The sequence below is a fragment of the Algibacillus agarilyticus genome (assembly GCF_003286125.1).
In the GTDB taxonomy this organism is placed as follows: domain Bacteria; phylum Pseudomonadota; class Gammaproteobacteria; order Enterobacterales; family Alteromonadaceae; genus Algibacillus; species Algibacillus agarilyticus.
On the sequence record NZ_QMED01000036.1, the window covers coordinates 21,587 to 47,509 of the forward strand.

The following is a 25,923-nucleotide window of genomic DNA, read 5'->3' on the forward strand; positions in this document are numbered from 1 at the left end:
GATAGTTTTTAGGGCTGTATGAATAGGTTAAATGGATTTTGTAGGGTGGTTTAGCGAAGCGTAAGCCACCTGTTTGATACGCCGTGTTTGATATGCCCTATGCAAGATGACAAAGGGAATTTTTACCCTTGATTGGAGTTTATCCGGCTTACGCGCTAACGGCGCTAAACCGGTCTACATGTACATTCAAGTTCTGGGGCGGGAGCTTTTAATATGAAAATTGTTTGCGTGTTTTAACCCCCCTTTTTTACTTGGTATTTAAGCCAAATTAACTAATACTCTTAACCAGATCCTAATCATTAATTTAAGAGAGTGTCATGACAAATAAAAATAACATTCCGCAAGAAGCCTTTGATTGGTACGATGAATATGCACATGGCGGCATAGACAGAAGAACGTTTATGAAAAAATTAGGTTCATTGGCGGCGTTAGGGTATTCAATGACGTTGCTCACTTCGGCCTTATTACCTAATTATGCCTTAGCCGAGCAAGTTTCATTTAACGATAGCGATATTAAAGCCACTTATGCCACGTTTGATTCACCCTTAGGCCACGGTAAAGGCAACGGCTATTTAGTTACGCCAACCCAACAAACCGGTAAACGGCCTGTTGTATTAGTTATTCACGAAAATCGTGGACTCAATCCTTATATTAAAGATGTTGCACGGCGTTTAGCCAAAGCGGGGTTTATTGCATTTGCACCAGATGCGCTATTTCCGTTAGGGGGCTATCCGGGTAATGACGATGATGGCAGAGCCATGCAACGCACACTCGATCGCGCTAAAATAGAACAAGACTTTATTGCCGCCGCGCAATTTTTAAAAACGCATCAACACAGTAATGGCAAACTTGGCGCAGTTGGTTTTTGCTTTGGTGGTTATATGGTTAATTTTTTAGCGGCTGTATCGACTGATTTATTGGCTGCGGGTGTGCCTTTTTACGGAACCCCAGCGAAACCTGAATTACGCAAAAACATTAAAGCCCCTTTGTTAATTCAATTGGGTGAGCTTGATCAACGCGTGAATAAATCGTGGCCAGAATATGAGCAAGATTTAAAAACCTACGATGTTCCGTATCAAATGCATATGTATAAAAATGCTCATCATGGTTTTCATAACGATTCAACAAGCCGATACGATCAAAAAAGTGCCGATCTGGCTTGGCAGCGCACTTTAGCCTTTTTTAATAAAACACTAGGGCCTGTTTAACTTTCGAGTATGACTTAGCTGTAGGTCACTTGTGCCTATAGTAAGGTAACAAAGTAGCGTGTTGGCACATATGTAGCAACACGCTACAGTAATGTTATAAGCAACAGGAGTGTTATCATGGCTACAGCAAGTATTAGATTAAACAAAGAGTTAGTTGAAAAAGCTACAATTATGGCAAAGGCGCTTAATCGTACGCCTCCGAAACAAATTGAACATTGGGCAAAAATTGGTGAAATGATGGAAGATAATCCAGACCTGCCATATGAGTTTGTAAAACAAGTTATTATTGCTAAAGCGGAAAAAGAAGCAGGAAAGCTTGAGGCATATAATTTTGGCTAGCCAAATTAAGGTTCTACAAACTCCCAGTTTTAAAAAGTCGGTCAAAAAGCTTCACAATAATCAAAAGGCTGATCTTGATAAGGCAGTAAAAGAATTAATGTAAGATCTTTTATTAGGCGAGCAAAAGAAAGGTGACTTGTCATTTATGCGAGTTTATAAATTCAAAATGGTGGAGCAATTAACTATACTTGGCTACAGCTTTGAAGATGGGGCTTTAGTTCTTGAGTTAATGACCTTGGGAACTCACGAAAACTTTTACAGAGATGCCAAAACGTTATTTTGAGTGATAACATTTAGTATTCATTCACTCGTCGTTTGTGTGAATGGAACATTTGTTGAGCGGGTAGATACGTCGTGTGGATCAGGCATCAATAAGCTCTTCTATTAACTAACTCATTTATCAAAGGCAACTGTTGTGGGTGAGGTTAACATACCCTTGGCTACCCGATTATGTATCGGTGCTTATTAACATTTCTTCTAGTTTTTGGGTAATGTGTTTATTGTCGTCTAAATTTGTAGTTAACGGGTGTGATCTAAAGTGCTCTATTAATTTCCGGTAATCGCCTTTCCACATACGAATTAAAGGAAATTCAACTACAAATTTTATTTGTTCAATAATAAGTTCATCCAATACTTTTATTGCATTTGTAGAGCCTTCATCAAGCATGGCTTTTCTAACCTTTACCATATTCATCATTTCTAGGAATGCGGTTTTATTGATAATGTACGTGAATCCTGGCTTTAAACTTTCGTGAAACTCTTTTATTTCAGGTTGACATATTTCACTGTAATTAGCATAAAGCGATTCTTGGTTTGACATCGCTTCACTAACATTTGGTAGCAGTAATACTGGTAACAATATTTTATTGAATATTCTCATAGATACATAACGAGCTTGTAGAATAACTCGTATTTATTGTTATTTTTAATTGCGTTAAACAGTATCTGAGTTTGTCAGTCGCTTCAATCTTATTTACCGTATTTTTTGAGGGTATTTATGCTGATTAGCTATTTCAGGTGAGAGATTTATTTGTGGCGGCCCAGTAAATTACTAACACATTGCTATTTATATTGTTTATTTGCAGATAAACAATATATCAACGATAAAAATGCACGATTTGCGCATTTAATTGAATAGGGGAACCAAGACCGGGTTTATTAGTGCCTGCTGCATGAGTGCTCCTACCCGATAGTTTTCTAGTTTTCCATTTCAAAGTTTACGATAACAACAATGTATTTTTCTTCGCTTATATACTTATCAATATTTTTCTTTATTAACTTAACCGCTTCTCTACTATAAGGGTGATTCAAATCACTAGCTTCATGAAAAAACACTACCTCCCCCGTATTATCCAAAAAAAGTTTAAACTGAAGCTTGGCATTTTTAAAGTTGTTATGACTAAAAGCACTAGAATTCGGCAAGAGTTCAGTAACTTTTTTAACCTTTTGTTCATTATTTATCTTAAATATTAAATCCACTGTACCTGCACAGCATGATGCTATGAACATGTGACTAAATATAGTTAAAAAATAATTCTAATTATCATAGTTGATCCTCAATGGTAGCCCTTTGTACGCCCTATAAATGTCTTCTGCATTTGTCACCGTCCAATGCTCATTAAGGTTCTTAGATAGACTGTCCTCGATAGTATTAAGGTAAGATTGTACTTTAAGCAATAACGTGATCAACTAACTAATTATCAAACACAATGTAGCCAAGATCAGTTCAATCTATCTTTTCTTAGAGCTGCCGTCCCAGATAGTTTTTGTTCAATGTTTATTAACAGGCATATTAAGAGTAAACTCAAATCAAAAATAATGGAGCGCAGGATTTTATTGCCCCCTCGTTATGTTTAAATGGAGTTTAATTTGAAAAATACCGTGATTTATTTGTTGCTACTCTCTCTAGCCAGCTGCGGCGATTCTGATGATAAAGATACTTATACCGATTACTCAGAACAATATCAGAACCCAATAGGAAAATGGGGTTCGAATTGTTTTCTTACAACTGACGAGTATTTTAAAGATCCTATAGAACCAAAGATAATTGATATCGATTTATACGTTAAAGAAACATTGGAGTTTACAGATACAACTTTCAAAGCAACACGGCAGTTTTATTCGGATCCCAGCTGCAATCAATTAGCTAATTATGTCTTGGACCCTTATAGCGGGGAAACCGCTATTTATTTTTATATAAGCAACTTTGACAGCTCAGATGGATTAAAGTCGAATTCCTACAAAATGGAGTTTCCCTATTCCTATGGCATAAGCAGAGGCATCATTAGGTTAGACAGTAAAGGAGAGCCTATACCGAGTTTATTTGAAAAAGCCTATTACTTTGACGTTGAGAAAATGTACCCGGTTTTACCTGCACAAGAAAATTTATATGTTAATTATCAAATCGAATACACTTTATTGTGAGCTATGTAGGACTGGCACAATAAACCTATTTGCGCATTTTATGCTCAATCCGCGCACACCCAAAATCAAGACTTAAAATTAAATAAATCATAGGTTTATGAGTGCCTGTCCTGAATGGACGACTAACTCATTTATCAAAGACAACTGTTGTGGGCTGAGGGTTACATACCCTTGGCTACCTGATTATATGCCGATTACTCAAACGCGACAGAATTAATATCTGACTCTGCTTCTAGCTTTGATTTGAAAAACAATACGCATTCATCACTGCGAGATATTTTCTCTTTACCGAGTAACTTCTCTATAAATGAACGTTGCTTATCTATTTGAAAAATCCACTCTAATTCAGAGTTTGGATCATCTCCGTCTTTATAGAAGGTTGAAGCACCAAGCATGTACTCACGTTCATTCCATGTAATGTTGCTATACCACCCCCAATCTTCCGCATCAGGTTCTGTTATTTCGTGAGTTGAATTAAGTTCTAACTTTAACCATTTCAATAATGATTCGCCATAAATCGGATTTATGGGATTCTTATTTTCATTTGAAACATTAAACTTTGAAGTTTTAAAACTTATGGCAATATGCACGATTCCCTCCTAGGCATATAACGCTTAATCATGCGCGATTTGCGTATTTTTCTGCTCAATCCGCGCGTATTTTTATACTTGTTGTATTGTTAACAAATACGCTAATACATTGCTATTTATATTGTTTATTTGCAGATAAATAACTTATCTACCATAAAATGCGCAACTTGAGCATTTTATTGAATAGGGGAACCAATACAGGGTTTATTTGTGCCTGTCCTGCATGATCTTGGTGAGGTTAACATACCCTTGGCTACCCGATGAGTTGCCGCTTAGGCTAGTAGTGATATCGACATGATATTATTGTTAAATATGGATCTGATACAGCATACACAAGGCGATTGGTTTCATCTATTCGCCTAGACCAAAAGCCTGACAAGTTCTCCTTTAATGGCTCAGGCTTACCAATACCTTCAAATGGTGAACGCTTACAATCACTAATTAACTTATTAACACGTTTTAACGTCTTTTTATCTTGTCCTTGCCAATAAACATAATCATTCCAAGCTTCATCTGTCCATGCAAGTTGCCTAGTCATCTACGAGCTCTCGGCATTGCAATTTACCTGAATTATATTGCTCTATGGATTTTGATAAATGCGCAGCGTTAGCTGGTGATTTTAATAAATGAACCGTTTCCATTAAACTATTGTAATGTTCTAGCGACATTACAACGGCATCTTCTGCGTCTCTGCGTGTTATAACGGTATAATCCACGTCATTGACGACATGATCCAAAACAGATTTAAGCCCATTTCGAGCTTCAGTGAACGATACTATACGCATAAAGCACCTCAGTAGTTGTACGTTTAATAAGACAAGTCTAACGAATTAATTATACATGTGCAATATAAAGGACAACTCATAAACGTGAAAGGCAACTAATATTTAGTATTCATTCACACGTAGTTTGTGCATAGGCTTATTGATGTCTGCTGAGATGGTTTTTACTTCTTTTCGGATTGTTATCTCAGTTGAAACTGCACTTTGAAAATCGTGCGAGACAGGTAGCGTTAGCATCCTAAGTAAAGACTTAAAATTAAATAAATCATAGGTTTATGAGTGCCTGTCCCCGATAGATTCATAACGCTTAATCATGCGCGATTTGCGCATTTTATTGAATAGGGGAACCAAGACCGGGTTTATTAGTGCCTGTCCCGCATGAGTGTGCCTGAAATCTGAAGGGTTATATTCACTGCGCGATGGTTGGATAGCGCTTCATCATCCTAAATGAAACGCCCTGTGCGGGGCCGCATGCAGGGTGTTGTGGGGGCTGGAGGCTAGATACCTCCGGCTACCCGATTATATGCCAATTTACTCTGATGTTTCAAATTCAAAGCCACCAAACTTTTTAGCTAAACGATTATAAACAAAAAAGAATAAACGCTGCATTAAATAAAACATAACGCCATAAAATATAGGAGCGAATGCAAAAAACAAAAACGGAAAGCTAGGCATTGTATCGCCATTAGACGTTCCAACTTCTGGAGCCAAGAAGAAAAACAAAATACTGATAACGCTAAACGGTAACATTAAAACAAAAAATGTAAGTGCTATGATCTTACTCGATTGGTGCGAAGAAAATGATTTTATTTGAATTTTCACCTAAATCTCCATGGCATATAACGCTTAATCATGCGCGATTTGCGCATTTTTCTGCCCAATCCGCGCGTATTTTCATACTTTTTTATTTTTAACAAATACGCTAACACATTGCTATTTATATTGTTTATTTGCAGATAAAAAGTTTATCTACGATAAAAATGCGCAACTTGCGCATTTTCTTGAATAGGGGCGCAAGTACACTGAGCTGTATATACAATAGGCAAAAGATAAGGTTTTAGTATTGAAGATATGAGTCTGTAGGCTATTACTCGTACTGTAACGATGTAACGATGTAACGATTTAACGATGAACACCCATAGAGCAGAGTGTTCATTTATGGCAGCGGCTAAATAAGCTGTGCCATTCCGTTTAAAAAACACGTATCGCCATCAACCATTTTGGCCTTAATACTTAACGCGTTACTGGCCGCTAGGTAGCGCTGACAAAGTGATTCACCGCCTACAAAATGCATTAATTCACCTTTAATGTTTTGTAATTCATGGCCAATAAGTAGGCCAGAGATAAATTCATGTATATGCTCGTCATTTATGTTGTTAAACAGTAAATGCGTGCGCGCTAAAAATAACAGATGGGTTAGTTCGCCGGCTGTACTTTGCATAACGCCTTTTAAAAACATCTGCTCTGATGTTTGTTGTGGTGGTAGGTTTTTTCCTAAAATAGAGTGCTGTGTGATAATCGCGAACAGCTCGCCTGTCATGTAGGTTTTTAAATCAATGATTTGCCCATTTTCAACCGTGACATGTTTGCTATGTGTACCGGGTAAAATAGCCATATAGTTGTTTTGATGGGTGAGTTTGCTCAGGCCTAAAATTTGAACCTCTTCACCGCGCATCACATCAAATGATGCAGGGTTGAGTGAATGTTTAACCCCCGGTGTTATTACCGCGGCGGCTCCCCAAGGTAAAGTAAATGAGTAGGCGCCTTGTTTTAATTTTTGAGCATTAGTTGGGGTTTGTATGTAGTCAATGTTGTGCCAGCCGTTAGCACTGCCAACCATGCCCGCCATATAAACGGGCAATGTTGCATAATCGATTAACCAATGTTGTAAAATAGTTTGTAGTGCATGGGCAAAGTTATTGTTTTTAACTTGCAGCAAGCCCATGCTTTCTTGGTGGGTTTGAATTAATTGGTGGTCTGCGCTCATTAAAAAGGCACGAAAATTACTCGTGCCCCAATCAATGATCAGGTAGTTGTTTTTGTCTGTTTTATTCATTTATTTGGCTTTAATGCATTAAATTAATAAAGGATAAGCTAAGCGCTTAAACGCGGAGACTCATGCCTGTATTAATAACCATTAATGTGTTGGTTAAAAATATTTAGACCAATAATCGCCACTATTTGAAATATGCTTTTTTAAAATATCGATTGATTTATCTAAATCCCGCGCTTTAATGGCGGTTAGCATTTCTTTATGTTCGCTTAAGCTTTTGCTTACCCGTGAAGCTCTGATCGGCAAATTGGCATGCATGATTTGTAACACTAAACGTTTTTGGCACCACAGTTCTATCGCGCTTTTGTTGTAGTGTTTGCTGTACATATACCAATGAAATTGCGTGTCTAAATTTCTAAACGATACATGATCATCTTCTGGTAAATTTTCCATTTTATGCATGATGCTAAGCAGCGTATCAAGGTCTTTTTTATCGTGTTCTAAAACAAACCATTCCATCAGATAAGGATCAAGTAATTGTAAAATTTCAAAAACATCACGCATTGTTTTGTTTTCAAATTGCGTAACACGTGAGCCACTATTAGGGTTTGAAGTAACAAAACCTTCACCTTGTAATTGCTTTAAGGCTTCTCTAATCGGGTTAACGCTCACATCGTAACGCGTCGCTAACTGAGTTGTAACCAGCCTGTCACCTGCTTTAAATTCACCATTCGAAATATCTCGAATAATACGAGTATATAACGAGGTGTCATCTGAGAATAAGGGTGATTGTAATTCTTTAGTCTGGTCTGCGCTCATTTATCGAACTCTTTATCGTCATCTAATTAAGCTAGATCATACCATATCTTATCAAAGATAAAATGTGAGGAATGAGCCCATTCGCACAGTTTATGGCACACGTAATGGTTTTATTGCTACAGAGTCTTCTCTTATCCTATTTTAATAAACCATTAAAAACAAACTAAAACACATTATATTTTTAATTTAGATGATTTAATTTTAATAAATTGAATATTGATCGTTTATGGATTGTGTGCAATATTGCGGTTGTTAATTGTATGATGACTGTTAACAATGAGTAAATAACTTAAATAAAACTATTATAAAATTTCATATGGGGAAGAGCATGGATAAATTTAACAACGTGTTTAAGCGCAATAAAGTAGCGATGGCGGTTGCTATGATTACCTTAAGCGCACCGTCAGCGTATGCTGAAATAAAAGCAGAAGAAAGTGCTAATGAAACTGAAACTATCAGTGTTGTTGGGTTACGGAGTTCATTGATTAGCGCTTCAAATATTAAACGTGGCTCAAGTGGTGTTGTTGATGCCATTACGGCGGAAGATATTGGTAAATTTCCAGATACTAATTTAGCTGAGTCGCTACAGCGGATATCGGGTGTGTCGATTGATCGATCAAACAATGAAGGTAATCAAGTGTCGGTTCGTGGTTTTGGTCCAACATTTAATATGGTTACATTAAATGGACGAGCGATGCCTACATCTTCTACCTTATCAACAGATGTTGGCATTAACCGCGCTTTTAATTTTCAGCATATTGCGGCTGAAGTCGTGTCGGGGGTCGATATTTATAAAACCGGTAAAGCAAATGTGACCAGCGGTGGTATCGGCGCAACGGTAAATCTAAATACGGCAAAGCCTTTAACCCTAGGTGAACGTAAGTTAACGGCCGGTGTTAAAGCGATTATGGACACCAGTAACGTAAATGGGAGCGATATCACACCTGAATTTTCGGGGTTATATAGTGATGTTTTCTTGGATGGGAAATTAGGGGTTTTGGCTGCGTATGCTCACTCTGAACGTGACAGCCGTAAAGAAGCCGTTGTTAATGATGGTTGGCTTTCAGATACCGGAGCTGTTTACACAAGTATTGATGCAAGTGGCATTACTAACCCAAATAACCCAGATGGCAATTTTTGGGTTCCGCGAAATTTTGCAGTTGAATATGGCGACCACGAGCGTAAAAGAGATAATGCGCAATTGGTTGTTGAGCTTGCCCCTAATGACGATTTAAAGATGGCGCTTGACTACACTATGTCACGCTTTGACGAATCGGTTAACCGTGTACTTACCGGATTTTGGTTTGATTCAGATGCTAATACCGTAGGGCAAGCTGATGCAAATGGCACGGTTGTTAATCCTCGTCATAATAACCATCGGTTAAACTTTACGGCAACTCACCAATTAGTCGAAACCGAAAATGACTCTTTAGGTTTTAATGTTCAGTGGCAAGCGACCGATTCTATTGGCTTTACATTTGATACGCATCAATCTACTTCTGAAACTCAACCGGGTGGCGAGATTAGTGAATTCACCTCTGTTATTAGTACACCACCCGATGCACGTTACGTTGATATTGGCCTCGATTTTGGCCATGCTGATGTACCCTCAGTTACGGCAATCAAAACGACAACATTAGAGGGTGAGAATGCACCAGGCCCTATTCCTAGCGATTATAACCCTTATTCGACAGCGCATATTGATGGTGACGTGGTTGTATTACGTGGGCACGCGATAAAAAATACGATTAAACAATGGGAGTTTAGCGGTAAGTGGGTTAACCCTAACGATGGCATATTAAGCAATATTACGGTTGGACTGGGTAATACTGATTATCAATTTGATACGGCAAAGCGTTTTGGTTTTGACTTTTTATATGGTGATCTCGATATGAATAAGTTGGGGATCTCATTTACACCATCAACCATTGGCAGTAACTTTAGTGGGGGTGATACTTTATTTGCTCAGCAATTTAATGTTAACCCTAAAATGGTTAATGCCGCGGTAACCGCTGGTAATTTTGTAGCCGAAAACCCCGTTACGACAGACAATGTTAATGAAGATACGTTGTCGGCTTATATTTCAGCTGATTTAGTGACTGAAGTTAATAATATGCCGGTGAATATTAATTTGGGTTTACGTTATGAAAATACGGATGTTACCGCTTCTTCTACGGCTACATTACCGATAAATTTAGCGTATTTGTCGGTTGAAGAAATACGTGAAGTTTATCCTGAAAACGGCGGTGCAACGATTGATACCCTGACGGGGGGCTATTCAGACATTTTGCCTAACCTAGATGTCAATATTGAATTAACGGATGATGTTATTGCGCGTTTCTCTTATAGTAAAACACTGACCCGCAGTGATGTTACCTCTATTGCCCCTGCCACTAATATAACCAATACTCGCCCTGGTGGCCCCTTTAATGCGACACAAGGTGATCCTAACTTACAGCCTTATAGCTCGCGCAATATCGACTTATCGTTAGAATGGTATTACGACGAAGGGAGTTATGTTTCAGTTGGGTATTTTAATAAAGATGTTAAAAACTTCATTGGTACAACAACGGGGCTAAGAAGCATTAATGATGCCAATGGTAACCCATTGCGTGATCCGTCTGCTAACCCTCGACCGGGTTGTCCTGATGCGACTCAAACGGTTGATTGTACGGCGATCAGCTCTGATCCTATCATTGATTTTGAAGTGACTATTCCTCAAAACCTTGAAGATGCAAAAATTGATGGTTTTGAGGTTGCAGTTCAGCATTTAATTGGTGAAACAGGCTTTGGTGGGCAAATTAACTACACCCTAGTTGATGGCAGCGTTGAATATGATATTTATTCATTTGAACAAACCGTTGCTTTAACAGGGTTAAGTGACTCAGCTAATGTTGTCGGTTTTTATGACAAAGATGGTTTTCAAGTCCGTATTGCTTATAACTGGCGAGATGATTTTTTACTTAATACGAATCAATTCCACAGTAGCGGTGAACCCCAGTTTACCGAAGCTTATGGCCAACTTGATTTTAGCGTGAGTTATGAAATAAACGATAACTTGTCGCTTTCACTTGATGGTTTAAATGTCACGGAAGAAACGACTCGTCGCCATGGTCGATTCAAAAATCAATTTTTAGCGGCTGAAGATTTTGGTAGTCGTTACTCGTTGGGTTTAAGAGCTAAGTTTTAACACTTCATTTTTTAAGTGAAAAATTAATATCCCCGCTTATGTTGCTCTTGCAGGCTGCTATTTTTAAATAGCAGCCTCTTTTTTTTATGGCTATTTTTTTATGTTATAGTCTTCTCGTTCAGGTTTTATGGTTCATTGTCAGCGCTTACTCGCCCCAATCACATAGTAGAGCATATGCTCATGGGGTCTCGAAGCTTGACGGCTTCCCCTAAAACCCGATCGCTTTGACTATATTTAGGTAGGTAATTAATGACCCATCAATTACAAAACATTGTGATAGTCGGTGGTGGAACCGCGGGTTGGATCACCGCCGGTACTTTAGCCGCGACAATAACGCGTAAATATGGTGCTGATCACGTTAACATTACGGTTATTGAATCACCCCATATTCCAACCATTGGTGTTGGAGAGGGTACGTGGCCAACAATGCGTAGTACATTGGCTAATATGGGCATATCAGAATACGATTTTATTCGTCAATGTAATGCAACATTTAAGCAAGGCTCAACATTTGTGGGCTGGCTAAAAGGGATAAAACAAGATTGTTATTATCATCCGTTTTCTTTGCCTGCTGATTTTATAAAAACGAATCTAGCCTGGCATTGGATGCATAATGATCGCAGCATGCCTTTTGCTGAGTTAGTTTGTCCTCAACCCGTTGTTTGTCAGCATGCCTTGGCACCTAAATTAGCCACTTCGCCCGAATTCGCAGGGTATTGCAATTACGGGTATCACTTAGATGCAGGTGCGTTTTCAGCGTTCTTAAAAGACCATTGCATTAATAAATTGGCTGTAAAACATATTATTGATGATGTAATACAGATTAATTCGATTGTTAGCGATAATGTATATGAAGGCGATATTAAATCGGTTACAACAAAAGATCACGGCGATATTGGTGCGGATTTATTTATTGATTGCACCGGACAAAAGGCGTTGTTAATTGGGGGGCATTTAAAGGTTCCGTTTATATCACAAAAAGAAACCCTTTTTATCGATTCTGCATTAGCTGTGCATGTACCCACAAACCCGACTGATACTATTGCTTCAACGACGTTTTCTACTGCACAATCAGCTGGGTGGATATGGGATATTACATTACAAAACCGCCGAGGTATCGGCCATGTTTATGCCAGTGAATATGTGAGCGAAATACAAGCTAAACAAGAGCTGATCAATTATTTACAAACACTGGACTGTCCAAATCTTGATATTAAAGCACTCGATATTCGTAAAATTAGATTTGAGCCAGGGCATCGTGCATTATTTTGGAAAAACAACTGCGTTGCGGTGGGGTTATCTGCGGGTTTTGTTGAGCCGCTAGAAGCATCCTCTTTAGCGCTTGTTGAACTTAGCGCTAAAATGATAGCTGAGCAGCTGCCGGTTAATCGACAGGCGATGACGCTTGTTGCACAAAAATTTAATGCCCTTTTTTTACATCGCTGGCAGAGTGTTATCGACTTTTTAAAGTTACATTATGTATTGAGTCAACGAACGGATAGTGCATTTTGGCAAGATAACCAAGATGAAAAATCAATTCCTGAAAGTTTAAAAAACAGGCTGGCTGTTTGGCAACACCAACCCCCATGGCATCATGACTTTGAGCAAGTAGAAGTTTTCCCGTCGGCGAGTTATCAATACATATTAACGGGCATGCAGTTTAAAACTCAAATGCACGGATTTACGCCTTCTTTGCAGCAAGAGCAGATCGCGGTTGCACATTATAACGATGTACAAACGCAAACAGGCAATTTGCTAAAGCAGTTGCCCGATCATCGCGCGTTAATACAGCAATTATTCAATATAACCTGAATTTAAAGAAGAAATTAAAGAAGAAATTAAAGAAGAAGTTAAAGAAGAAGTTAAAGAAACCCCAGTGGTTTTAAACCACTGGGTGGAGTTGTTATGGTTGTTATTTGAGTTGCACACTCATTAAGGTGTCATGCGCGGTTAAATATAGTGTTTTTTCATCGGCTGATAAGGTGCAGTTGGCGGTGAGTTTACCGGTGTAAATTTTTGCCAATACTTTGCCCTTTGGTGTAACAAACCATACACCGCCGGGGCCCGTCATAAACAGGTTGCCACTTGAATGCAAAACCATGCCATCGGGCATGCCTTTATCGCCTTGGTGTACTGGTTTACGTGCATCAATCAGGATGCGTTTATTGCTAACCGAACCATCATCTTGAACATCATAAGCTAACCATCTAGGATGCTGTTGATCGGATACCGCAACAAATAAGGTTTTTTGATCTAAAGACAAGCCTATACCATTCGGAAAGTTCACGCTGCTGTCGAGTAATTCAAGTTTTCCGGTTGGCGATATACGGTATATACCTTGATACGATAGCGCTTTACGTTTGTCGTTTAAGCCCTTTGCTAACCCATAAGGCGGATCGGTAAAATATAAACTACCATCGGCATGATAAACCGCATCGTTTGGGCTGTTTAATCGCTTATTTTCGTAATGACTCGCTAAGGTTTTAAACCGACTTTGTGGTTGGCTTAAATCGGCGTCCATTAATGCGACGCGTCTATCGCCTTGTTGCAACAAAACCAGTTTGCCAGTCGGCGACAATAATAGGCCGTTTGAACCTTGGCTGTAATCACCTTCGTATAACTGGGTTGCACCTGATTTTTCTAAATAAAGCTCAACGGGGTGGTTGGGTGTGTATTTCATTATTGTGTTGTTGGGTATATCTGAAAAAAGTAAATACCCACTCTTTTTTGAAGCCTCGTCTTTGTTGATCCAAACTGGGCCTTCGGTCCAAATATAGCCTTGACCTAATGTTTTTATTGCCGCGTTTTGCGCTAAATAAGGTTGAGCTTCGGCGTCATATATCTCAACGTAGGGCTTAAAATCAGCTACGTTTGAGGCTTCATGCGTTGAGGTGGTGTGTTCGGTTTTGGTGATAGAACAACCCGACAGGCTGAGTAATACAAAACTTATACCTGCCCATAGGGTACGGGTTGATAACGCTTGTGTACACCGATGTTTGATAAATATAGTCATCATACTTTTCATTATTAAGCTTCTTTTTGATTTGTGTTTGGTATCTTACTGAGATAGTTTTTGACATGTTGAATCAAATCGTTTTTTTCTTGTTGGGTGTTTACGGCTTGCGTTAAATCGTTACCCACGCCTACCCCTATCGCACCTGCTTCAAACCACTGTGCAATATTATTAATATTAACGCCGCCAACCGGCATAAAAGGCACATCAGAAAACGGACCTTGAATATCTTTAAAGTATTTAATACCAAACGCACCCGCTGGAAATATCTTAATAAAGTCTGCTTTTAAACTAATGGCTTTTGCGATATCAGTGGGGGTTAGGGCTCCCATTAATACCGGTAAATTGTGCGCATGCGCTAATGTGATAACGCTGGCTTCAGTATTGGGTGTCACAATAAATTGCGCTCCGGCATCAATGGCCTGTTGTGCCCGTTCAGTATTGGTGATCGTGCCAGCACCTACTAACACATTAGGGTATTTTGCACGTGCTTCTGCTATTGCTTCACAATAACCGGGGGTATTAGCGGTCACTTCTAAGGTGGTAATTCCACCGGCGACTAAGCACGCTATAACGCCTGCTACGTCTTCTTTATTATTTAAACGAATGATGGCAACGAGCCGACTTTTAGCGATTCTGTCGACACTTTGTAAATGTTGTTGAGTTAATGGCATGGTTTATTCCGATTTAATAACAGGTTGAGTTGGCACTTGTTCAATTTTGCCAACTAAAAACAAATAGGCGCACGAACCAATCGCGGCAAGGCAAGCAATAAAGAGGAGGGCTGGTTTAAAGTCGCCATCTTTAACTAAAAAGCCAATAATAATTGGCACGGTTACCGCCGCTAAACCGCCGATTGAATTAAAACAACCACCGACTAAACCCACTAAATGTTTAGGCGCTAACAATGAAACAAACACCCAAGCGATTGATGACAAGCCATTGCCAAAAAAGGCGATAGACAAAAAGGTAATAACCCAAAATGTATCGTCAGTGTAATTTGCACCCACAATAAAAATGGTTAAAAACATGCCAAAAATAATGGGCGCTTTACGAGCGACTTCTTTTGAAATGCCTTTTTTGACTAAAAAATCTGAGGTAAAGCCCGAAACTAAAACGCCACAAAAAGCAGCTAAAAAAGGCAATGAAGCTAAAAAACCTGATTTAATAAAGTCTAATCCGCGGTATTCAACTAAATAGGTTGGAAACCACGTTAAGAAGAACATCAACGTGCCACCTAAGCAGTATTGACCTATATAGATGCCCCAGAGCTTCTTGCTTGAGAATACGGTAGCAAAATCTTGCTTAGTGATTTTTTGGGGGATATCAACAACAGGCGAGTCTTTTTCTTGGCTTAACGATTTGGCTGTGTGTTCTTCACCTTGTATTAATTTAAGCTCGGCTTTATTAATGCTGGGGTGATCGTGTGGATCACGATAAAAAATATACCAAATTGCAGCCCAAACAATACCAATGATGCCAGATATAATAAATAATCCACGCCAGCCAAAATAACTCTGAATTAACGCCAATACCGGCATTAAAAAAGCAAGCCCAATAAATTGACCTGATGTGTAAACCGCGATGGCAGAGGCGCGTTCATTCTCAGGAAACCAAGACGTCACAATTTTATTGTTACAGGGGTATGACGGGGCTTCAAAAACGCCAATCACCATCCGACAACCAATTAATGCCGAAAATGAGCTAATAAAACCTTGAACTAATGTGGCGATTGACCACGCGGTTAATATAAACGGATAAAGTATGCGTATTTTAACTAAATCGACGGTTAAGCCGCCGGGTATTTGTAAAATAGAATAGGTCCAACCAAACGCCGAAAAAATAAGCCCCATTTGCACACTTGTGAGTGATAGCTCTTCGGTTAACGCGGATGCGGCTACCGAAATGTTCGTTCGATCCATGTAATTAATAACCACACTGATAAAAATAAGTGTGAGTACCTGAAATCGTTTTTTAGTGGGTTTTTCACCAACACCTAATACGTTACTTATCATGTTAACCTCTGTTTTTATTCATTGTTTTTATTTTTTATTTTTTATTTTTTATTTTTAATTTTTATGCAGCATTGCACCCTAAGATCACCAATTACAGTAAGACTGATCGGGTTTGTGTAATCTGGGTGGCTCCCAAAATTTAAAATCAAGGTCTTTTATCAGCTCTTCGTTAACATCGATACCTAGGCCGATGGTTTCTTCAACAACAAACGCGTTGTTTTTTATTAACGGGCGATTAATAAAAAACTGATCAAAATCAGTTGTGTCACCATCGTAAGGCGCGAGCTCTAACCATGATAGGTTATTAATAGCCGCACAAAAATGTATTGAGGCGGCAGTGCAAATTGGACTTAAAGGATTATGTGGCATCATATCGATGTAATGTAATTCACATAACGCGGCTATTTTCATGGCCTCGGTAAAACCACCTGCGTTACAAATGTCGATGCGACCAAAATCGGTTATCGCGTTTTCAACAAAAGGAGCAAAATCCCATTTACTCGTAAATTCTTCGCCAATAGCTAAAGGCACATTACAGCGGTCTTTTAATGATTTATAGGCTTGTGGTGATTCAGCCCTAATCGGTTCTTCAATAAAATCTAACGTGCCTTCAGGCATACGTTGTATGAGCGATAGGGTTTCAGGAACCGTTAACCTGTGATGATAATCAATACCAAATGTGATTTCGCTACCCAGTGCTTCTCTGGCTTTTGTTAACCATGTGGCTGCATTCGCGATTGATGTTCGGGGATCAAATAACTCAGACTGTTCTTGATTTCCGTGTTGGCCGGTTGTTGCTCTAATAACTTTCCAACCTTGGTTTTTTAATCGAAGTACATCATCTACTAATTCTGGGCCTAACGGGACAACGGTTGTCGCAAATAAAGGAATGCTATTGCGCTGTTTGCCGCCTAAGAGTTTGTATACCGGAATATTAAGGCTTTTAGCCACAAGGTCATGCAAGGCAATATCGATGGCTGCAATGGCGGCAGCGAGCACTCGACCCCCTTCAAAATATTGGCTGCGATACATTTCTTGCCAAAGTGCGCCCATATTTGTTGGATCTTTGCCAATTAAAAACTCTCTAAAATGTGTAACCGCACCGATAACCGCTTGCTCGCGACCCGATAAGCCTGACTCTCCCCAACCATAAATGCCTTGGTCTGTTTCTACTTTGACTAAGCAAACATTGCGAAACCCGGCCCAAAAGCCGTATGCTTTTATGTTAGTGATCTTCATTTATTACACTCGTATATTGTTAACATTTAAGTATATTACACTTTGTTATGTATAAATTGCACACAATATTTATATTTTTATTCATTGAAGATGTCAGTCCATTGACGTGATTTGCATATAAAAAGTTAAATTAGATAAACTAGGCCATATTTAAGCGTGCCGTTTTAAAGTGTAACGCGGTATATACCCAAGTGACTTGGGTATATAAGGTATAAAGAAAATTAAACGATAAGAGAGCGATAAGAGAGCGATAAGAGAGTGATCAATCTAATGTGCAATAAGCTAATCCAAATCATGTTGATTGTTGATTGTTGGTTGAAGCATCTGACGAGGTGTTAAATAAGTTATTTGATGGTTTTGATAAAGATGCTATTCAAACATTAATGCAAACGAATTATTAAAGATAAAAACAATTTTGGAGTGGATATGAGTGCCTGGAAATTAGACGACAAACGATGGGTAAAAGCACGTAAAGGTAAATGGAAAGAAATGCGCAGCCGCCTGCAACAGTTACAGATAGTCCCAAAAGAAATTGGTTTTTTAAAGGATTACTTTTTAACCGGGCAATTTCGTCCGCATAGCTATGCACATGCAAAACCGTTTTTTGAATTTTGGCTACACCCCGAACCGTCGGAGGAGCTACTTGAAAATATCGTCGAAGATTATCGAGGTGATCCAAGGCGTAAGCAACAAATTAAAAATATGCAACACTTTGTTCAATCTCAAATGGCGGGTGCGCAACACACTCGCTCAAGCGAACACATGTTTAAACACGATGGTAGCAGCGTCAGTTTTTTTGATGGTTGGGAAGATTTATTTTATCAACGCTTTTTTAAGCATCGTTTTGTTCGAGAGGATTATCCAAACTTATCGGATGAAGAGTTTAGTTATTTTGCTAAGCGACAATTTAATTGCTCTATTGCAACAATTGAGCATGTTATATACGCTGAAAATGCTGAGATAAACCCGCACAGTTTGGCGTTGCGAAGAATTCCCTATTGGCATGATGCACTTAAATTAGGTTATTTTAGATTGTTAGGTTTTGATGGTTTTGTTAAAAGAGTCGATTGGAATTTAGCAAACCCAGAAGAATGCGATCCGCTGCAACTCAAATTTACTCAAGAAGTGAATGGTGTGCTTTCAGACCCTGAGCTACCCGAAAGAGCAAAACAAGATATTGCCACAATCCGTGCAGGGGGCGAATTTGAGGTGGAAAATATGGCCATTTTTGAGCCAAAAGCGAAGCTCATCGAGGACAGGCTATCTAAGAAAAAAGCTCATCGAAGACAGGCTATCTAAGAAACGCCCAAAGAGCGTGGACGAGATGAAAGGCTCTAGCCAGAAAGAGGTATCGAGTACAGTTATCAATGTATAGTCGATTAACTTATCTAATGTCGAATTAAATCAATGGTTTACATGTTACTTTCCTGCATGGTTCGTGGGTGTTTAAAACTAACCGAGATAGATAAACTAGGCCATATTTAAGCGTGCCGTTTTAAAGTGTAACGCGGTATATACCCAAGTGACTTGGGTATATAAGGTATAAAGAAAATTAAACGATAAGAGAGCGATAAGAGAGTGATCAATCTAATGTGCAATAAGCTAATCAAAATCATGTTGATAACCTTGGTCATCGTTACTATTACGGCTTGTAAAAGTACTAATTGGCGTACCGCAAGCCGAGAACCCGCCGGCATTGCGCCAAAACCTATGGTAGAAAAACAAGCTGTGATTGAGTTTTATGCTGCGGATGCATTTAGCTGGCGTGGTTGGTTTGCCGTGCATACTTGGATTGCTATTAAAGAACAAAATGCCGATAAATACACCGTATATGAAGTGATGGGGTGGGGGGTTGATCGAGGGCGCTCTGCTTTACGAGAATACAAAACAGAAACACCTGATCGATATTGGTTTGGCGCGAAGCCAGAAAAAATACTCTCTGTGCAAGGGCCAAAAGCAGCATTATTAATTCCTAAGATTAAGCACGCTATTGCGCAATATCCTTGGAAGAGTGAATACACTTTGTTTCCTGGACCTAACAGTAATACCTTTCCTGCGTGGGTTGGTTTACAAGTACCTGAATTAGGGTTAGACATGCCTTTTAGTGCTTTAGGCAGTGGTTATGCTGATACTGCTGGCGAGGATTAAATAACCCAACTTGGGTATATAGTCTTCTCGCTCAGGTTTTATGGTTCATTGTCAGTGCTTACTCTCGACTTTGGCTCCTGCGTCGTTCTAACACCTAAATCCATTTAGGCGGCCCTAATCACATAGTAAAGCATATGCTCATGGCGTCTCGAAGCTTGCCTGCATGGATGCAGGTAAGGGGCGAGAGCAGGACGCGGTAGCTTTGACGGCTTTCCCTAAAACCCGATCGCTTTGACTATACATCCATTTACAATCGCGCTTTTAACCTGGGCTGTTTAAGACATTGTTTACCCTAAATGCGCGTTTTTGACGTCTTTTTTAGCATCTTAATTAGCGACTAATAATAGCGATATCCCTAAGTGTTTAAACTTATAATTGACTGTTAATTACGTATTTAACTATCTAGTTTAGTCTCATTTAGCATCAAATTAAATCTAAATGAGGAAAATGTTAAAATCAAATAAAGTCATAATAGCTAGGTTTATTTAACGTCATATATAAATTTATGGCTTTTAAATGTGCGATTAAAGATGCGTGATTAGTTTAACTAAACGATCACAATACGCTCATTATCTGTGGTTTATTCGCTGCTACTTTTACGGCGCTGATTGTTTATTTAATCACTTTTTATATTTTAATACGCTATTCAATATTTTATCTTTTGTATATATACAGACGCTTGCATCCCTTTCTATTTATGATCTAATAAGATTTTTTCGCTGCTTTAAAGCAAGATAGATTGTTAATTTATTCGTTTATAAAATGTGTATATTTAAAAAATATTCCATTTTACTATTTTTATAACCTGATCACTCCCGTGAGTGTTTAGTAAATAACGCCTACCTCTTTTATATTTAAATCCATCGTTTCGTCACTGTTTTTTTTGTTATTAATGTAAATTTTTATTGATTGAATTGTTAACAATTAATTTTGAATGGTAAACAAAATCATGATAGCGTTTGATGCAAATTGCGTTTAAATATGAGATTAAATGTACGTTTATATAAAAGGTCTACACGACCCATAAAAGCAAAGAACAATAATTATCAAAGTGTTGATTTAATAGCTTCATTTTTGAATATAAAGACTCAAGCATCGAAGTGAAATTGAAGCTAATCAAGTGCTGACAAAAACAATAAACAAGGAATTATGATGTACAAAAAATATCGAACGTGGCTGATTATGTGTGCTGCTGTTTCATTATTATCAGCCTGTGAAGATTCACAGACAGATAAAGACAGCGATGGTGTGCTTGATGATGTTGATCAATGTTTAAATACCCCCGCAGACACTAACGTTGACGCTATGGGTTGTGAAGTTATCGTTATTTTAGATACGGATAACGATGGCGTGAACGACGCGCTAGACCAATGCGCTAATACACCAGCAGGCACCAGCGTAGATACGACCGGCTGTGCGGTGGTTGTAGTAACTGATACAGATAACGACGGCGTTAATGATACCGCTGATCAATGCGCTAATACACCAGCAGGCACCAGCGTAGATGCAACCGGTTGTGCGGTTGTGGTGGTTACCGATACAGATAACGATGGCGTTAATGATACCGCTGACCAATGCGCTAACACCCCAGCTGGTACTAGCGTAGATGCGACCGGTTGTGCGGTGGTTGTGGTAACCGATACAGATAACGATGGCGTTAACGACACCGTTGACCAATGCGCTAATACCCCCGCTGGCGCTAGTGTAAATGCGACTGGTTGTGCGGTTGTTGTAGTAACAGATACAGATAACGATGGCGTTAATGATACCGCTGACCAATGCGCTAACACCCCAGCTGGTACTAGCGTAGATGCGACCGGTTGTGCAGTTGTGGTTAATACCGATACGGATAATGATGGTGTTGCAGACACGCTCGATCAGTGTGCTAATACGGCAGCCGGTACAACGGTAGATGCAACGGGTTGTAAAGTGGTTGTGGTTGCCGATGCAGACAACGATGGCGTTAATGACACCGCCGACCAATGCGCTAATACCCCTGCAGGCGCAACAGTTGATGCAACTGGTTGTGAAATCGTAAGCAGTGCTGGTTTGTTATATGGTGAAGTCGCGGGCGCGATGAACGAAACAGATGCAAACCCTAATTGGCTTCGTACAACCGATTTAATGGAAACCGAAGATACAATTGGCGGTGATACAACCGAGATTTACACCGGTTTTATTACGGATGCCGATGGACATATTTCATTCTCAGAACACCTTGATGACTCAGTGCGTTTGTATATCGATGGTAACCTTGTGCTGTCTAATGATAGCTGGGCCGACCCATCGTCAACAGACGATTTAAATTTAACACCGGGTATCCATACTTTTGAACTTAGATTAGGTAATGCGGATGGTGGCAGTGGCGCAGTAGGTGACAACCTTGGCTTTGGTATTGATGTTGATGGTGGCACAAACTTTGTTCACCCTTCAAAATTAAGCGAAAATATTTTTACCGCAGCTGGCGAAGCAATTGGTGATCCTAACGCTGGGCAAAAAGATGACATTATTGTTGAGCTAGAAACATTTGTTGGCACGGGCGCGCGTAATAAAGTGGGTGGCGACAATGTGCCTGGTTTTAAAGCAACGGCCACAGGCGTTAGTTTTGTTACAAACGGCGATTATGGTGATTATAAAGTTACCTTTACCGAGCCCGGTGTTTATCAAGCTTACATTACGATCGCAGTAGAAAAAGAAGGGAGTTATGGTGCTCGTATTATGCTTAACGATTGGCCTGTAGCTTATGGTTATATGGCCTCTACGGGTAGCTGGGATGTATCTAAAGAATTTGGGTTAGCCGGAGGACACTTTGCCGTAGAAACCGCGGGCACTTATGATTTACGAGTACAAGCTTACGGTGGTTCAGATTGGCAGTGGAGTGGAGACAAAGTACGACTTAACCGCATTGGTGATTATACAGCGGCGCCGGTTGCACCTTATGATCCAAGCGCTCATGTTGTTGCCGATATTGAAGGCCCTAAAACTGACGTAATGCATTTGAGTAAGCCAATTCAAATACCGGCGGCTAAACAAGTATTAAAATCAGATGTTTGGTATACCTACCCACAAAATAGTCGTATGGCGGGTTACGATGACTTTGGAGCAACCGGTGCATTTTGGGGACATCCACCAGAGCATGATTTTTATGATGACACCACCATTGTTGACTGGACCGAGTTAGTTTCAAACTTCCAAAATGAGGGTATTGAATACACCGCTCGTGGAGAATTTGATTGGGGCTTCCGGTGGTTTACAGAATACGCCATTAACCCTGAACCACATTATGTGCGTACCTTAGACGATACTTATGTCAGAATGACCTTTATGGGTTACCACAGCTATGGCGGTTTTAATAACAACTGGTTGAGTAATCATAGCCCCGCATTTGTACCGTTTATGAAATCACAGGTAGACCAAATATTAAAAGCTAACCCAGAGCGCTTAATGTTTGATACGCAAACCAGTTCTACCCGTACAACCGATATGCGGACTTTTGGTGGCGATTTTAATGAATACGCAATGGCTAACTTTCGTATCTGGTTAGATAAAAAGTACAGCAACACCGAGCTAGAAGCGATGGGTATCACGGATATCAATACCTTTAGCTACAAACAGCATTTAATTGATGCTGGTTTCAACCATAATACCTTCAAAAATGGCGCGGATAAGATCACCGGTGATATTCCGATGGTTGAAGACTTTATCTACTTTAATCGTGATGTTTGGAATCAAAAATTTGGCGAAGTATTAACCTATATTCGTCAGCAACGCCCTGAGATTGAAATTGGTGCCAGCGCGCATTTATTTGAATCACGTGGCTATATTTTTAACGAGAACATTACCTTCTTAGCGGGCGAGCTGAATCTAGGGGCAAAAACAACAATTGAGCAATTACCCACTAACATTCTTGCTCACTTAAAAGGGGCGCAAGCCGTGGGTAAAACATTAGCTTATTTCCCATATCCTTGGGAATTTGCCGAGCTTAAAGCGCAAAATGCACCACGATTTGGTCGTGGTTGGGTCGCACAAGCTTATGCTTATGGTGGATTATTCTCTATTCCGGCTAATGTGTGGATAGGTGACGAGGGTGTTTGGTCTCCGGGCGCTGATAACTATCGCGACATTTATCAATTTGTTCGAGCAAAAGCGAGCTTGTTAGATAACTACACCTCTTATGCTAAAGTCGGTCTTGTTCACGCTATGTACTCATCAATGAAAGCAGGCTTTATTGACGGTGGTAATCAAATGCAAATCAGTGTGAAAAACTTTACAGAAGATAACATCAACTTCGACATGTTAGTGTTTGGTGATGCCGGTCACCCTGTTGTACCGCGTGCTGAAGACTTTGATAAGTACGACGTGATCTTCACGGATGCCGATAAAAAATACTTAACGACTGAACAAAAAGCGGTATTAGACGCGCAGGGCGATAAGGTTAGGCATTTTGGTCAACGTAATAACTACAAAGATACAATACTAACAGTCAGTATTAATGATGTGGTTTCTAACGAAGTTGTATCGGGGGTATCACGCATTCACGAGACCGATGTTGATGCACCGTATGTGGTTCATTTAGTGAATCGTCCGTTTGTTGATGGCGTAACACCAACACTTAACAATGTTGAAGTCGCTATTCCACAAAGCTACTTCCCTAAAGCGGTAACGTCAGCCACACTGCATTTACCAGATGGCACCAGCACAAGCTTAACGCTTGCAACAAACGCTGATGGAGATGTTACGCTACCGGTTAACAACCTAGAAGTATGGGGCATTCTTGAGTTAGGTCATTAATTTATAGATCTATTATTGCTTAAATTAATCAGCCTTTTGGAGGTTGTGCTTATCAGTTAAACTGGTGAGCATAATCAACAAGAGGCTTTTTTGTATATACCCAAGTCACTTCACACATTGGCGGTGCAATATATGTCCTAGATAACTTATTAAAGTACGTAGGTTGGGCTGAAGCATGAAGCCCAACATGCCCAGCGACAAGAAACCAAACACAAAACCAAGCCATTTTAATACACCCTGCGTGATGTTGGGCTTCGTCCCTCAGCACCAACCTACATAAAATAAATATCATTCACCAAATTTACGCGCATTACTGCCAGTGACTTGCTCAATATCACCACCCCAATTTTTATCGGCTTCACCCCGTTCAATAAATTGATGAATAGACGAAAACGGCCAATCAACTGCTTTGCTAACGTAGCCATGCTTAACTGGGTTGTAATGAATATAATCAATATGCTGAGCTAAATCTCGCTCATCACTAATATGATGCTGCCAAATACCACGCTCGCGTTTATTAACTCGGCTGGGGTTTAAAGCTTCGCGACTCTGTTGAGCTAAATGCCGCGAAAAATAACCTTTAATCAAAGACCAGCGCATTGAATAATCATGATCACCTTCCGGCAATTGCCAAATCACATGCAAATGCTCAGGTAAAATAACACTGCCGATAATATCAAAAGGATGATTCGCCTTGGTGTAACGAAATGCATTGCGTAACAAATTGATATTGTCGGTTAGCAGGGTTTGTTCGCGATTGGCTAACACCACAGTGAAAAAGTATAAGCCGCCATTTATTTTTATCCGCCGGTAGCGCATTCGATATCCTTATCAATTTAATAATATAACGTTGATCACGTTTTGCGAAGGTTGGGCTGAAGTATGAAGCCCAACCTTCGCAAAACGACAAGGGACCAACCACAAAACCAATGCCATTTTAATACACCCTGCGTGACGTTGGGCTTCGTCCCTCAGCACCAACCTACATACGCTCGAACATTAAGCTCGTCCTACGTAGGTTGGGCTGAAGTATGAAGCCCAACATGCCCAACGACAAGGGACCAACCACAAAACCAATGCCTTTTTAATGCACCCTGCGTGACGTTGGGCTTCGTCCCTCAGCACCAACCTACATACGCTCGAACATTAAGCTCGTCCTACGTAGGTTGGGCTGAATTATGAAGCCCAACATGCCCAGCGACAAGGGACCAACCACAAAACCAATGCCTTTTTAATGCACCCTGCGTGATGTTGGGCTGAAGCATGAAGCCCAACATTCCCAGCGACAAGAGATCAACCACAAAACCAAGCCATTTTAATACACCCTGCGTGACGTTGGGCTTCGTCCCTCAGCACCAACCTACATACGCTC

General features: G+C 39.8%; 21 protein-coding genes and 1 pseudogene. 9 read left to right on the forward strand and 13 right to left on the reverse strand.

The window, feature by feature from the left end:
- Nucleotides 1-317 precede the first annotated feature (317 nt).
- From DPX34_RS18985 to DPX34_RS22360, 3 genes and pseudogenes are all read left to right on the forward strand, one after another.
- Nucleotides 318-1,208, forward strand: a complete 891-nt coding sequence (locus tag DPX34_RS18985) for a dienelactone hydrolase family protein (RefSeq protein WP_111980016.1) — start codon at nt 318-320, stop codon at nt 1,206-1,208.
- Between the two features lie 117 nt (nt 1,209-1,325).
- Nucleotides 1,326-1,547: a TA system antitoxin ParD family protein gene (locus tag DPX34_RS18990; protein ID WP_111980017.1), complete on the forward strand. Its 222-nt coding sequence runs from the start codon at nt 1,326-1,328 to the stop codon at nt 1,545-1,547.
- A pseudogene (locus DPX34_RS22360) lies at nt 1,540-1,830 on the forward strand (type II toxin-antitoxin system RelE/ParE family toxin). Before DPX34_RS18990 ends, DPX34_RS22360 begins: the two are co-directional and overlap by 8 nt.
- A gap of 165 nt (nt 1,831-1,995) precedes the next feature.
- Here DPX34_RS22360 and DPX34_RS19000 read toward each other — a convergent pair.
- The gene (locus DPX34_RS19000; protein ID WP_157964794.1) at nt 1,996-2,367 is read right to left on the reverse strand and encodes a hypothetical protein; all 372 of its coding nucleotides are present in this window, start codon (nt 2,365-2,367) and stop codon (nt 1,996-1,998) included.
- 377 nt (nt 2,368-2,744) lie between these two features.
- Nucleotides 2,745-3,026: a hypothetical protein gene (locus tag DPX34_RS19005; protein WP_157964795.1), complete on the reverse strand. Its 282-nt coding sequence runs from the start codon at nt 3,024-3,026 to the stop codon at nt 2,745-2,747.
- Between the two features lie 390 nt (nt 3,027-3,416).
- On the opposite strand from DPX34_RS19005, the gene DPX34_RS19010 reads away from it, so the two are divergent.
- Nucleotides 3,417-3,971, forward strand: a complete 555-nt coding sequence (locus tag DPX34_RS19010) for a hypothetical protein (protein ID WP_157964796.1) — start codon at nt 3,417-3,419, stop codon at nt 3,969-3,971.
- 194 nt (nt 3,972-4,165) lie between these two features.
- Here DPX34_RS19010 and DPX34_RS19015 read toward each other — a convergent pair whose 3' ends face one another.
- The 6 genes from DPX34_RS19015 to DPX34_RS19040 form a co-directional block, all read right to left on the reverse strand.
- Nucleotides 4,166-4,471 (reverse strand): hypothetical protein, encoded by a 306-nt coding sequence (locus tag DPX34_RS19015; RefSeq protein WP_111980036.1) that lies wholly within the window; start codon nt 4,469-4,471, stop codon nt 4,166-4,168.
- A gap of 367 nt (nt 4,472-4,838) precedes the next feature.
- Entirely contained in the window at nt 4,839-5,099 is a 261-nt protein-coding gene (locus DPX34_RS19020) for a Txe/YoeB family addiction module toxin (protein WP_111980021.1), read from the reverse strand.
- Nucleotides 5,092-5,346 carry a type II toxin-antitoxin system Phd/YefM family antitoxin gene (locus DPX34_RS19025; protein ID WP_111980022.1) on the reverse strand — a complete coding sequence of 85 codons (255 nt, stop codon included), beginning with the start codon at nt 5,344-5,346 and terminating at the stop codon, nt 5,092-5,094. Before DPX34_RS19025 ends, DPX34_RS19020 begins: the two co-directional genes overlap by 8 nt.
- Nucleotides 5,347-5,874: 528 nt before the next feature.
- Nucleotides 5,875-6,165: a hypothetical protein gene (locus tag DPX34_RS19030; RefSeq protein ID WP_111980023.1), complete on the reverse strand. Its 291-nt coding sequence runs from the start codon at nt 6,163-6,165 to the stop codon at nt 5,875-5,877.
- Nucleotides 6,166-6,511: 346 nt separating this feature from the next.
- Nucleotides 6,512-7,399: a 2-dehydro-3-deoxygalactonokinase gene (locus DPX34_RS19035; RefSeq protein ID WP_111980024.1), complete on the reverse strand. Its 888-nt coding sequence runs from the start codon at nt 7,397-7,399 to the stop codon at nt 6,512-6,514.
- 93 nt (nt 7,400-7,492) lie between these two features.
- Nucleotides 7,493-8,155 (reverse strand): GntR family transcriptional regulator, encoded by a 663-nt coding sequence (locus DPX34_RS19040; RefSeq protein WP_111980025.1) that lies wholly within the window; start codon nt 8,153-8,155, stop codon nt 7,493-7,495.
- A 328-nt stretch (nt 8,156-8,483) separates the two neighbouring features.
- On the opposite strand from DPX34_RS19040, the gene DPX34_RS19045 reads away from it, so the two are divergent.
- Both DPX34_RS19045 and DPX34_RS19050 read left to right on the forward strand, forming a co-directional pair.
- Nucleotides 8,484-11,345: a TonB-dependent receptor gene (locus DPX34_RS19045; protein ID WP_111980026.1), complete on the forward strand. Its 2,862-nt coding sequence runs from the start codon at nt 8,484-8,486 to the stop codon at nt 11,343-11,345.
- Between the two features lie 249 nt (nt 11,346-11,594).
- Nucleotides 11,595-13,157: a tryptophan halogenase family protein gene (locus DPX34_RS19050; protein WP_111980027.1), complete on the forward strand. Its 1,563-nt coding sequence runs from the start codon at nt 11,595-11,597 to the stop codon at nt 13,155-13,157.
- Nucleotides 13,158-13,257: 100 nt separating this feature from the next.
- On the opposite strand, the gene DPX34_RS19055 is transcribed toward DPX34_RS19050, so the two are convergent.
- The 4 genes from DPX34_RS19055 to DPX34_RS19070 form a co-directional block, all read right to left on the reverse strand.
- Nucleotides 13,258-14,370 (reverse strand): SMP-30/gluconolactonase/LRE family protein, encoded by a 1,113-nt coding sequence (locus tag DPX34_RS19055; protein ID WP_232824806.1) that lies wholly within the window; start codon nt 14,368-14,370, stop codon nt 13,258-13,260.
- Between the two features lie 2 nt (nt 14,371-14,372).
- Nucleotides 14,373-15,032, reverse strand: coding sequence for a bifunctional 4-hydroxy-2-oxoglutarate aldolase/2-dehydro-3-deoxy-phosphogluconate aldolase (locus tag DPX34_RS19060; protein ID WP_111980028.1), 660 nt, complete (start codon nt 15,030-15,032; stop codon nt 14,373-14,375).
- Nucleotides 15,033-15,035: 3 nt separating this feature from the next.
- Nucleotides 15,036-16,373, reverse strand: a complete 1,338-nt coding sequence (locus tag DPX34_RS19065) for an MFS transporter (protein WP_111980029.1) — start codon at nt 16,371-16,373, stop codon at nt 15,036-15,038.
- Between the two features lie 84 nt (nt 16,374-16,457).
- Nucleotides 16,458-17,612: a mandelate racemase/muconate lactonizing enzyme family protein gene (locus DPX34_RS19070; RefSeq protein ID WP_111980030.1), complete on the reverse strand. Its 1,155-nt coding sequence runs from the start codon at nt 17,610-17,612 to the stop codon at nt 16,458-16,460.
- A gap of 426 nt (nt 17,613-18,038) precedes the next feature.
- Here DPX34_RS19070 and DPX34_RS19075 point away from each other — a divergent pair, with 426 nt between their 5' ends.
- The 3 genes from DPX34_RS19075 (at nt 18,039) to DPX34_RS22435 (ending at nt 24,551) form a co-directional block, all read left to right on the forward strand.
- Nucleotides 18,039-18,911, forward strand: a complete 873-nt coding sequence (locus DPX34_RS19075; RefSeq protein ID WP_111980031.1) for a hypothetical protein — start codon at nt 18,039-18,041, stop codon at nt 18,909-18,911.
- 315 nt (nt 18,912-19,226) lie between these two features.
- Nucleotides 19,227-19,760, forward strand: coding sequence for a DUF3750 domain-containing protein (locus DPX34_RS19080; protein ID WP_232824808.1), 534 nt, complete (start codon nt 19,227-19,229; stop codon nt 19,758-19,760).
- A gap of 1,149 nt (nt 19,761-20,909) precedes the next feature.
- Nucleotides 20,910-24,551, forward strand: coding sequence for a thrombospondin type 3 repeat-containing protein (locus DPX34_RS22435; RefSeq protein ID WP_111980033.1), 3,642 nt, complete (start codon nt 20,910-20,912; stop codon nt 24,549-24,551).
- A 288-nt stretch (nt 24,552-24,839) separates the two neighbouring features.
- Here the strand turns inward: DPX34_RS22435 and DPX34_RS19095 are convergent, their stop codons facing one another.
- On the reverse strand, nt 24,840-25,370 hold the full coding sequence (locus tag DPX34_RS19095; RefSeq protein WP_111980035.1) for an REP-associated tyrosine transposase: 531 nt from the start codon (nt 25,368-25,370) through the stop codon (nt 24,840-24,842).
- Between the last annotated feature and the right edge of the window lie 553 nt (nt 25,371-25,923).